Source organism: Micromonospora sp. NPDC051300 (assembly GCF_044455315.1).
GTDB classification, from domain to species: Bacteria; Actinomycetota; Actinomycetes; order Mycobacteriales; family Micromonosporaceae; genus Micromonospora; species Micromonospora robiginosa.
The window spans coordinates 1-12390 of record NZ_JBITEP010000005.1 but is presented as its reverse complement, the minus strand read 5'-3'; the positions used below and the strand labels follow the sequence as shown (position 1 = coordinate 12390).

General features: G+C 76.7%; 1 protein-coding gene and 1 pseudogene. Both read right to left on the bottom strand.

Annotated features, from left to right (window positions below):
* Nucleotides 1-40 precede the first annotated feature (40 nt).
* Nucleotides 41-922, bottom strand: a complete 882-nt coding sequence (locus ACIA5A_RS07835; protein ID WP_396757755.1) for a metallophosphoesterase family protein — start codon at nucleotides 920-922, stop codon at nucleotides 41-43.
* Nucleotides 919-12363: pseudogene (locus tag ACIA5A_RS07830) on the bottom strand (type I polyketide synthase); the annotation flags it as partial. The gene ACIA5A_RS07835 and the pseudogene ACIA5A_RS07830, both read right to left, overlap by 4 nt.
* Nucleotides 12364-12390: the final 27 nt, after the last annotated feature.

Below are 12390 nucleotides of genomic sequence, written 5' to 3'. Positions count from 1 at the left end.
TCGCCGTCCCCGGCGGGGGTCCGGCCGGGCCGGCGGACCGTCAGCGGAGCTGCCCGGCGAGCGCCGGGAGGATGGCCCGGGGGCGGCCCGGCGGGGTGGCGCGGCGACGCCACTCGCGGGGGTAGCCGACGGACACCTCCTCGAACCGGACGCCGTCGTGGCGGGTGCTGCGCGGGATGTGCAGGTGTCCGTAGACGGCGACGCGGGCGTCGTAGTGCAGGTGCCAGTCGGCGGTGAGGTCGGTGCCGCACCACTGGGCGAACTCGGGATGGCGCAGGATCCGGGTCGGTTCGCGGACCAGCGGGTAGTGGTTGACCAGCACGGTGGGCAGGCCGCCGCGCTCGGCGTCCAGCCGCCGTTCGGTGCGGATGACCCGGGCCCGGCACCAGGCGTCCCGGCTCGGGTACGGGTCCGGGTGCAGCAGGATCTCGTCGGTGCACACCACCCCGGTCTCGTACGCCAGCGCCAGCGCCTGCGCCCGGTTGTAGGTGCCCGGCGGCCGCCACGAGTGGTCGTACCCGACGAACAGCGGCACCACCAGCACCGGGTCGCCGTCGGCGTCCCACACCGGGTAGGGATCCTCGGGGGTGAGCACGCCGAGTCGCCGGCACGTAGCCACCAGGTGCCGGTAGCGGGCCTCGCCGCGCAACTGCACCGGGTCGTCGCGGGGCGTCCACAGCTCGTGGTTGCCGGGTGACCACACGACCCGGGCGAAGCGCCGGGCGAGCAGGCCGAGCGCCCACTCGACGTCGTGCAGATACTCGCCGACGTCCCCGGCGACGATCAGCCAGTCGTCGTCGCCGTCGGGGCGCAGCCGTTCGACGAGCGCCCGGTTCTCGGCGTGCCCGACGTGCAGGTCGCTGATGGCGAGCAGCCGGCCACCCCTAGCCGCGTGCGTACCCCTAGCTCCGGCGCTGGTCACGACTTGCCGAACTCTCGCTGGATGATGGCGAAGATGTCGTCCTCGCCGGCGTCGGCCAGGTCGTCGGCGACCGGGGCGGCGGCCGGCGGCGGCGCGGCGTCGCCGCGCCAGCGGGCCAGCAGGTCCTCCAGTCGGCGGGTGACCTGGGCGTCCCGCCGCTCGTCCGGCACCGCGTCGAGCAGCCGCGCCAGCCGGTCGATCTCGGCGGTGACGCCGCCGGTGTCGGGGCGCAGTTCCCGGCCCAGGTGCTCGGCGAGCGCGGCCGGGGTGGGGTGGTCGAAGACCAGCGTGGTGGGCAGCGCCAGGCCGGTTCCGGCGGTGAGCCGGTTGCGCAGTTCGACGGCGGTGAGCGAGTCGAAGCCGAGGTCGAGGAAGCCGCGTGCGGCCCGGACGGTGGCCGGGGTGCGGTGTCCGAGCACGGTGGCGGCTTCGGCGCGTACCAGGTCGAGCAGGATCCGGTCCCGTTCCGCCGGGCCGGCGGCGGCGAGCCGGGCGCGCAGCGCGGCCGGCGCGTCCGCGTCGGCGGCCGGGGCGGCGGCGCGGTCGGCGGTGGCCTCCGGGATGCCGGTGAGCAGCGGGCTGGGCCGGCGGGCGGTGAACGCGGCGGCGAACCGCTCCCAGTCGACGTCGGCGACGACCACGGCGCTGTCGTCGCGGTCAAGCGCGCCCTGCAGGGCGGTGACCGCGAGGTCCGGGTCGAGCGCGGGCAGACCCCGCCGGGCGAGTTGGTCCCCCTGGTCGCCCTGGGCCATGCCGGCGCCGGCCCACGGCCCCCAGGCGACGGCGGTGCCGGCCGCGCCGCGGGCGCGTCGCCGGGCGACGAGGCCGTCGAGGTACGCGTTGGCGGCGGCGTAGCCGGCCTGCCCGGCGGAGCCCCACACCCCGGCGATGGAGGAGAACACCACGAACGCGTCCAGGTCCGGCAGCAACGCGTCGAGGTTGGCCGCGCCGTCGACCTTGGCGCGCAGCACGTCGGCCAGTTCCGCGCCGGTCATCGCGGCGAGCGGGGTGGCCTGGGCGGCGCCGGCGGCATGCACGACGGCACGGACCGGTTCGGCTCCCAGGCCGTCGAGCAGCCCGGCCAGCGCGGCCCGGTCGGCCACGTCGCACGCCGCCACCGTCACCCGCACGCCGTCGGCACGCAGCCGCTCGACCAGCTCGGCAGCCCCGGGTGCGTCCGGCCCACGCCGGCTGGTCAGCACCACGTGCTCGGCACCGCTGTCGGCCGCCCACCGCGCGACCCGCGCGCCCAACGCACCGGTACCACCGGTCACCAGCACCGTCCCGGAAAGGCGGAACTGCCGCCGCACCGGATCATCCGAAGCCCGCACCAACCGCCGGGCGAAGACCCCCGACGACCGCACCGCCACCTGATCCTCGCCACTACCGGCCAACACGCCACACACCCGACGCACCGCCCGGTCGTCCAGCACCTCCGGCAGGTCCACCAGGCCACCCCAGCGGCCCGGCTCCTCCAACCCCGCGACACGGCCGAGCCCCCAGGTCCCGGACGCGACCGGGTCGACCGGCCGGTCGGTGGCGCCCACCGCCACCGCACCCCGGGTCAGCCACCACAGCCGACCGGCGAGGCCGCTGTCGGCGACCGCCTGCACGGTGGCCAGCGCCGCGCCGGCGCCGGCGCCGCCGAGCGCGAGCAGCGACACCACGCCGGCGGTCGGGTCGGCGTCGCGCAGCGCCTTGGCGAGCAGTTCCCGGTCGTCGTCCGGCCCGTCCGGCCGTACCTGCCGGACGCTCGCGCCGGCCGAGGTCATCCCGTCGGCCAGGGCCGTGACAAGCGTGTCGTCGACGCCGGCGTACGGCACCAGCAGCAGCCACGTCCCGCCGAGCGTCGCGGTCGGCTCGGGCAGGCCCGGCCAGTCGATCCGGTAGCGCCACGAGTCGGCGGTGGCGCGCCGCCGTCCGGCGTTCCGCCACCGGGCGAGTGCCGGTAGCAGTTCGGCGACCGGCCGCCCGGTGTGGAACTCCGGGTCGAGGCCGGTGAGGTCGGCCTGGTCGACGGCGGCCCAGAACCTGTCGTCCGTCTCGCCGCCGCCGGCCGGCGCCGGGTGCGGGGTGTCCTCGTCGGACAGCCAGTAGCGGGTGCGCTGGAACGCGTAGGTGGGCAGGTCGACGGTGGCGGGTCGCCGGCCGTCGCGGGTGAACCAGGCGGCCCAGTCGATCCGGGTGCCTGTCGCGTGCAGGCGGGTCAGCGCGGTGGTGAGCGCGGTGACCTCGTCCTGGTCGCGGCGCAACGCCGGGATGTGGTGCACGGGTCGGTCGCCGGGCGTGTCGGCGGCCATCGCGGTCAACGTCGCGTCCGGTCCGAGTTCCAGGATCGTGCCCACGCCGAGGTCGTGCAGCGCGGCGACGCCGTCGGCGAACCGGACCGCCTCGCGCACGTGCCGCACCCAGTACTCCGGCCCCGCGACCTGCACCGGGTCGGCGAGCCGGCCGGTCAGGTTCGACACGATCGGTAGACGCGGCGCCTGCCAGTCCAGACCCGCGATAGCGGCCCGGAACCCGTCGAGCATCGGCTCCATCAACCGCGAGTGGAACGCATGACTCACCGTCAGCCGCTTCACCCGCCAACCCTCGGCAGCACACGTCTCCGCGACGCGGTCCAACTCCGTGACCGGCCCCGACAGCACCACCGACGACGGACCATTCACCGCCGCCACATCCACCCCGGCAGCGACCTCCCGGACCTGCGCCTCCGACGCGCCCACCGCCAGCATCCCGCCACCGGCCGGCAACGCCTGCATCAACGACCCCCGCGCCGCCACCAACACACACGCGTCCGCCAACGACAACACCCCGGCCACGTACGCGGCCGTCACCTCACCGATCGAATGCCCCGCCACGAAGTCGACAGCCACGCCCCACGACGACAGCAACTCCCACAACGCCACCTCCACCGCGAACAAACCCGCCTGCGCGAACACGGTCCGGTCCAGCAGCTCACCGCCGTCGAACACGACCTCCCGCAACGAACGATCGAGGCGGCCCTCGAACCCCGCGCACACCCGGTCGAACGCGTCCGCAAAGACCGGGAACGCGTCGTACAGCTCCCGACCCATGCCGGGACGCTGCGACCCCTGACCGGTGAACACCACCGCCCGCCGACCCGACGACGTCTCCCCCGTCACCACACCGGGCGCCGATCCGCCCCCGGCGATCGCCGTCAACCCGGCCAGCAACGACTCCCGGTCCGCACCCACCACCGCCGCCCGGTGCGTCAGGGCCGCCCGCGTCGTCGCCAGCGAGAAACCCACCTCGGCCGGCGACACGTCGTCGTCCTGCAGCCGGTCGAGCAACCGGCCGGCCTGCGCCGCCAGGGCCTCCGCCGACCGCCCCGACACCAGCCACGGCACCACCGGCACCGCCTCGGCGGGTCGGTCGTGCCCGGTCCGGGCCGCCGGGGGCTCCTCCAGGATGAGGTGCGCGTTGGTGCCGGAGATGCCGAACGACGACACCGCCGCCCGGCGCGGCCGGTCCACCGCCGGCCACGGGCGCGCCGACGTGGCCAGCTCCACCGCGCCGGCCGACCAGTCCACCTTCGACGACGGCGCGTCCACGTGCAGGGTGGCCGGCACCACGCCGTGGCGCAGCGCGAGGACCGCCTTGATGACGCTCGCCGCGCCGGCCGCCGCCTGGATGTGCCCGATGTTCGACTTGATCGAGCCGAGCAGCAGCGGGGTCTCCCGGTCCTGCCCGTACGTGGCCAGCACCGCCTGCGCCTCGATCGGGTCGCCGAGCGTGGTGCCGGTGCCGTGCGCCTCCACCACGTCCACGTCGGCGGTGGTGAGGCGCGCCGAGGCGAGCGCGGCCCGGATGACGCGCTGCTGGGCGGGCCCGTTCGGGGCGGTCAACCCGTTCGACGCGCCGTCGGAGTTCACCGCCGAGCCGCGCAGCACGGCGAGGATCCGCCGGCCGTCCCGCTCGGCGTCGGAGAGTCGTTGCACCAGCAGCACGCCGACGCCCTCACCCCACCCGGTGCCGCCGGCGCCCTCGGCGAACGACCGGCACCGCCCGTCCGGGGCGAGCCCGCCCTGACGGGAGAACTCGACGAAGGTGGCCGGCGAGGCCATCACGGTCACGCCGCCGGCCAGCGCCAGCGTGCATTCCCCGCTGCGCAGCGACTGGGCGGCCAGGTGCAGCGCCACCAGCGACGACGAGCAGGCCGAGTCGACTGTCACCGCCGGCCCCTCCAGGCCGAGCGCGTACGCCACCCGGCCGGAGAGCACGCTGGTGGCGGTGCCGGTGAGCAGGTGGCCGCCGACGTCCTGGGCCCGGCCCATCGCGGTCGAGGCGTACCCCTGGAAGCTGGCGCCGGCGAAGACGCCGACGCGTTCCCCGCGGAGCCGGGCCGGGTCGATGCCGGCCGACTCGACCGCCTCCCAGGACGTCTCCAGCAACAGCCGCTGCTGCGGGTCCATGGCGAGCGCCTCGCGGGGGGAGATCCCGAAGAAGTCGGCGTCGAACGCGGCCGCGTCGTAGACGAACCCACCCTGCCGGGGGAACGAGGTGTCGGAGAGGCGGCCGGCGAGGAACCGGTCCCAGCCCCGGTCGAGCGGGAAGTCGGCGATGCCGTCCCGTCCGGCCGCGAGCAGGTCCCACAGCTCGTCCGGGCCGGTCACGCCGCCGGGCAGGCGGCAGGCCATGCCGACGACGACGATCGGATCGTCGTCGACCGCGACGGCGGTGACCGGAGCGTCCGCGTCGGCCGGCGCGCCGGTCAGCGTCGCGGCCAGGTGGGCGGCGAGCGCCGCCGGGGTCGGCTGGTCGAAGACGAGAGTGCTCGGCAGCGTCAGGCCGGTCTCGGCGGTGAGCCGGTTCCGCAGCTCGACGGCGGTGAGCGAGTCGAAGCCCTGCTGCTGGAACGCCCGGTCGGCGGCCACGGCGTCGGCGGTCGGGTGGCCGAGCACCGTGGCGGCCTCGGCGCGGACCAGGTCGAGCAGGTGTCCGGCGCGCTCGGCGGGGGTGAGCGCGGCGAGCCGGCGGACGAGCGGGGACGGTCCGTCGGCGGGCGCGGCCTGGGCGGGCCGGGCCTCGGGCAGCTCGTCGAGCAGCGGGCTGGGGCGCCGCGCGGTGAACGAGGCGGCGAACCGCTCCCAGTCGACGTCGGCGACGACCACCGTGCTGTCGTCACGGTCCAGCGCGCCCCGCAGCGCGGTGATCGCGAGGTCCGGGTCCATGGCGGGCAGCCCGCGCCGGGCCAGGTGGTCGCGCGCCTCACCGCTCTCCGCCATGCCACCACCGGCCCACGGTCCCCAGGCCACGGCGGTGCCGGCGGCGCCCCTGGCGCGGCGTCGGGCGACGAGCGCGTCGGCGGCGGCGTTCGCGGCGGCGTAGCCGGCCTGCCCGGCGGAGCCCCACACCCCGGCGATGGAGGTGAACACCACGAACGCGTCCAGGTCCGGCAGCAACGCGTCGAGGTTGGCCGCGCCGTCGACCTTGGCGCGCAGCACGTCGCGCAGCTCGTCGGCGGTGACGGCGGCCAGCGGGGTGAACTGCGGCGCACCGGCGGCGTGCACGACGGCGCGGACCGGTTCGCCGATGTTCTCCAGCAGCCCGGCCAGCGCCGTCCGGTCGGCGACGTCGCAGGCCGCCACCGTCACCCGCACGCCCTCGGCCCGCAGCCGGTCGGCCAGCTCGGCCGCTCCCGGCGCGTCCGGACCATGCCGGCTGGTCAGCACCACGTGCGCCGCGCCCGCACCGGCCGCCCACCGCGCCACCCGGGCACCCAGGGCACCCGTACCGCCGGTGACCAGCACCGTCCCGGAGAACCGGAACTCCCGCCGCACCGGGTCGGCCCCGGCACGCACCAACCGCCGGGCGAACACCCCCGACGACCGCACCGCCACCTGATCCTCGCCACCACCGGCGAGCACCCCGCACACCCGGCGCACCGCCCGGTCGTCCAGCACCTCCGGCAGGTCCACCAGGCCACCCCAGCGACCCGGCTCCTCCAACCCCGCGACACGGCCGAGCCCCCAGGTCCCGGCCGCGTCCGGGTCGGTGTCGCCGCCGAGGGCGACCGCGCCGCGCGTCAGCCACCACAGCCGGCCGGGGACGCCGCTGTCGGCGAACGCCTGCACGGTGGCCAGCGCCGCCTCGGGTCGCGGGTCGAGCAGCGCCAGCACGCCGGCGACGTCGCCGGTCGCGGCGGCGCGGAGCCGGTCGGCCGTCGCCGGCCGGTCGGTGGGCGCGTCGAGCAGCACCGGCACGACGTGCGCGCCGTGCGCGGTCAGGCCGGCGACGAGCGGGGGCTCGGCCCGGTCGTCAGTGGTCAGCAGCAGCCACGTCCCGGTCAGGCCCGGCGGGGGTACGGCGGCCAGCGGTCGCCAGTCCACCCGGTAGCGCCAGGAGTCGACGGTCCGGCGGTCCCGTCCCGCCCGCCGCCAGCGGGCCAGTGCCGGGAGCAGGTCCCGCAGCGGCTGGTCGGCGGTGAGTCGCAGTTCGTCGCCGAGGCCGGCGAGGTCCTCCCGTTCGACGGCCGCCCAGAACCGGTCGTCGAGGTCGCTGCCGCCGCCGGGTGTCGCGGGTGCGGTCTCCGGCCAGTAGCGGGTGCGCTGGAACGCGTAGGTGGGCAGGTCGACGGTGGCGGGTCGCCGGTCGTCGCGGGTGAACCAGGCGGCCCAGTCCACGGGCGTGCCTGTCACGTGCAGGCGGGCCAGCGCGGTGGTCAGCGCGGTGACCTCGCCCCGGTCCCGGCGCAACGCCGCAACGTGCTGGACGGGCCGGTCGGCGGGGGTGTCCGCCGCCATCGCGGTCAACGTCGCGTCCGGACCGAGTTCCAGGAACGTGCCCACGCCGAGGTCGTGCAGCGCTGCGATGCCGTCGGCGAAGCGGACCGCCTCGCGGACGTGCCGCACCCAGTACTCCGGACCCGCGACCTGCACCGGGTCGGCGAGCCGGCCGGTCAGGTTCGACACGATCGGCAGACGCGGCACCTGCCAGTCCAGACCCGCGATAGCGGCCCGGAACCCGTCGAGCATCGGCTCCATCAACCGCGAGTGGAACGCATGACTCACCGTCAGCCGCTTCACCCGCCAACCCTCGGCAACACACGTCTCCGCGACGCGGTCCAACTCCGTGACCGGACCGGACAGCACCACCGACGCCGGACCGTTCACCGCCGCCACATCCACCCCGAAACCGGAAGCCCCCGCCGGGCCGACCCCCGGATCCGAGCCGCCTCCACCGGCCGCCGCAGCGCCACCGACACCCGACAGCAGCTCCCGGACCTGCGCCTCCGACGCGCCCACGGCCAGCATCCCGCCACCGGCCGGCAACGCCTGCATCAACGACCCCCGCGCCGCCACCAACACACACGCGTCCGCCAACGACAACACACCCGCCACGTACGCGGCCGTCACCTCACCGATCGAATGCCCGGCCAGATAGTCGGCCGTGACACCCCACGAGGACACCAGCTCCCACAACGCCACCTCCACCGCGAACAAACCCGCCTGCGCGAACACGGTCCGGTCGAGCAGGTCACCGCCGTCGAACACCACCTCCCGCAACGGCCGCTCCAGGCGACCCTCGAACCCCGCGCACACCCGGTCGAACGCGTCCGCGAACACCGGGAACGCCGCATACAGCTCCCGACCCATGCCGGGACGCTGCGAGCCCTGGCCGGTGAACAGGACCGCCCGGCGGCCGGCCACCGGTTCGCCGGTCACCAGGCCCGTCGCGCCGACGCCGTCGGCGAGCGCGGACAGGCCGGCCAGGAGCGCGTCGCGGTCCGCGCCGACGACCGCCGCGCGGTGCTCCAGCGGCGCCCGGGTGGCGACGAGCGACCAGCCGACCTCGGCCGGCGACACGTCGGGGTGCTCGCGCAGGTGGTCGAGCAGCCGGGCCGCCTGCCCGGCGAGCGCCGGGGCCGAGCGGGCCGACAGCATCCACGGCGTGACCGGCGACGGGGCGACGGCGTCCGGGTCGTGCTGTGCCGACACGGGTTCTTCGAGGATGACGTGGGCGTTGGTGCCGGAGATGCCGAACGACGACACCGCCGCCCGACGCGGCCGGTCCACCGCCGGCCACGGGCGCGCCGACGTGGCCAGCTCCACCGCCCCGGTCGACCAGTCCACCTTCGACGACGGCGCGTCCACGTGCAGGGTGGCCGGCACCACGCCGTGCCGCATGGCGAGGACGGCCTTGATGATTCCGGCGACGCCGGCCGCCGCCTGCGTGTGCCCCAGGTTCGACTTCACCGAGCCGAGGAGCAGCGGTTCGGCCCGCTCCTGCCCGTACGTGGCGAGCAGCGCCTGCGCCTCGATCGGGTCGCCCAGCGTGGTGCCGGTGCCGTGCGCCTCGACCACGTCCACGTCCGACGTGGACAGTCCGGCGTCGGCGAGCGCGGCGCGGATCACCCGCTGCTGCGCCGGCCCGTTCGGCGCGGTCAACCCGTTCGACGCCCCGTCGGAGTTCACCGCCGAGCCGCGCAGCACCGCGAGGATCCGCCGGCCGTCCCGCTCGGCGTCGGAGAGTCGTTGCACCAGCAGCACGCCGACGCCCTCACCCCACCCGGTGCCGCCGGCGCCCTCGGCGAACGACCGGCACCGCCCGTCCGGGGCGAGCCCGCCCTGACGGGAGAACTCGACGAACGCGCCGGGGGTGGCCATCACCGTCACGCCACCGGCGAGCGCCAGGTCGCACTCGCCGGCCCGCAGCGACCGGGCGGCGAGGTGCAGCGCCACCAGTGACGAGGAACAGGCGGTGTCCACGGTCAGCGCCGGCCCTGCCAGGCCGAGCGCGTACGACACCCGGCCGGAGAGCACGCTGGCGGAGGCGCCTGTCGCGCCGTAGCCGGCGAGGTGCTCGCCGCCGTACCGGATGAGGTGGTCGAAGTCCTGCCCGTTGGTGCCGGCGAAGACGCCGACCCGGCTGCCGCGCAGCGCCAGCGGGTCGATCCGGGCGTCCTCGATCGCCGCCCAGGACGTCTCCAGCAGCAGCCGCTGCTGCGGGTCCATGGCGGTCGCCTCGCGCGGCGAGATGCCGAAGAAGTGCGCGTCGAACGCGCCGGCGTCGTCCAGGAACGCGCCCCGGGTGACGTCCGGCGGCAGCGCGGCCAGGTCCCAGTGCCGGTCGCGGGGCAGGTCGGTCATGGCGTCGACGCCGTCGGCTAGCATCCGCCAGAACTCCTCCGGGGAGCTGGCGCCGGCGGGGAAGCGGCAGCCCATGCCGACGATGACGATCGGGTCGTCGTCGACCGGGCGTACCGCCGTGGGGGTGGTGTCGGCGGACCCACCGGTCAGTTCGGCGGCCAGGTGGGCGGCCAGGGCCTCAGGGTTGGGGTGGTCGAATGCCAGCGTGGCGGGCAGCGTGAGCCCGGTGGCGGCGTCGAGGCGGTTACGCAGCTCGACGGCGGTCAGCGAGGTGAAACCGAGGTCCCGGAACGCGCGCCGGTGCGGCACCTCGTCGGCGCCGCCGTGTCCGAGGACGGCGGCGATCTCGCCGCGCACCAGTTCACCGAGGGCGTCCCGCCGGTCGGCCGGGGCGAGGCCGGCGAGCCGACGCCGCAGCCCGGCGGACCGGTCACCGTCGGCGGCGACCGGGGTGGCGGTGAGCAGGTCGCGGATCAGGGGGTCGGGCCGCTGGCCGGGGGCGGCGGCGATCCGGTCCCAGTCGACGTCGGCGACGACGAGGTGGGTCTCGTCCCGGTCGAGCGCCCGGCGCAACGCGCGGAGCGCGCGCTCGGGGTCCATGGCGTGGACGCCGCCGCGGGCCATCCGGCGTTCGAACTCGCCGGCGCTGACGCCGCCGTCGGCCCAGAGCCCCCAGGCGACGGCGGTGGCGGGCCGCCCCTCGGCGCGGCGGCGGTGGGCGAGCGCGTCGAGCCAGGCGTTCCCGGGCGCGTAGTTGCCCTGGCCGGGGCCGGCCATGGTGCCGGCGAGGGAGGAGAAGAGCACGAACGCGTCGACGTCGTGGTCGCGGGTCAGGTCGTCGAGGTGGCGGGCCGCGTCGACCTTGGCGCGCAGCGCGGTGGCCATCCGGTCGGCGGTGAGCGCGTCGGTGACGGTGTCGTCGAGCGCGGCGGCGGTGTGCACGACGGTGCGCAGCGGCGCGTCGGCGGGAAGGCTGGCGAGCAGGTCGCGCAACGCGTCCCGGTCGGCGGCGTCGCAGGCGGCGATCGTCACGCGGGCGCCCAGGGCGGTCAGCTCGTCGCGCAGCTCGGCCGCGCCGGGCGCGTCGGGGCCGCGTCGGCTGAGCAGCAGCAGGTGGTCGACGCCGGCGCCGGCGAGGAACCGGGCGACGTGCGCGCCGAGCGCGCCGGTGCCGCCGGTGACGAGCGCGGTGCCGCGCGGGGTCCAGCTCCGCGCCGCGCCGCCGGGTCGGGTGTCCCGGACCAGCCGCCGGGCGTACGCGCCGCCCGTGCGTACCGCCGTCTGGTCCTCGGCCGGCTCGCCGCCGAGCAGCCGGCGTAGCCGGGCCACGGCGCGCGGGTCGGGCGATGGTGGCAGGTCGACGAGGCCGCCCCAGCGGTGCGGGTGTTCGGCGCGGAGCGCGCCGCCGAGTCCCCAGAGCAGCGCCTGGTCGGGGTCGACGGCCGGGTCGGCGGGGTCGACGGCGACGGCCCGGCGGGTGGCGACCCAGAGCCGCGCGGTGCTGCCGGCGTCGCCGAGGGCCTGGGCGAGCGTGACCGTGCCGGCGAGCCCGGCCGGCACGGAGGCGTGGTCCGGATGGGTGCCGGTGGCGAGGCCGAGCAGCGACAGCACGGCCCCGGGCGGCGACGCGACGAGGTCCCGGGCGAGGTCGGCCCGGTCGTGGCCGGTGGGCACGCTCAGCACCCGCACGCCGGGTGCGGCCAGCGCGTCGGCCCACCGCCGGCCCGCCTCGTCCGCCTCGGCCGGTACGACGAGGAGCAGGTCACCGGCGTCGGGGCCGGTCGGGTCGGGCAGCGGCTGCCAGGTGACCCGGTGGTGCCAGGAGTCGAGGGCGGCCTCGCTCTCCCGGCGGCGGCGCCAGGCGGAGAGCGCGGGCAGCACGTCGGCGAGCGGGGTGTCGGGGTCGACGGCGAGCGCGGCGGCGAGGCCGGCCAGGTCCTCGTTCTCGATCACCTGCCAGAACGCCGTGTCGTCGGCGTCGTCGCGGTGGTGACGGGTGCGCGCGTCGAGCCAGTACCGCTGGTGCTGGAACGCGTAGGTGGGCAGGTCGACGGTGGCGGGTCGCCGGCCGTCGCGGGTGAACCACGCGGCCCAGTCGATCCGGGTGCCTGTCACGTGCAGGCGGGCCAGCGCGGTGGTCAGCGCGGTGACCTCGCCCCGGTCCCGACGCAACGCCGCAACGTGCTGGACGGGCCGGTCGGCCGGGGTGTCCGCCGCCATCGCGGTCAACGTCGCATCCGGACCGAGTTCCAGGAACGTGCCCACACCCAGGCCGTGCAACGCAGCGACGCCGTCGGCGAACCGGACCGCCTCCCGCACGTGCCGCACCCAGTACTCCGGACCCGCGACCTGCAC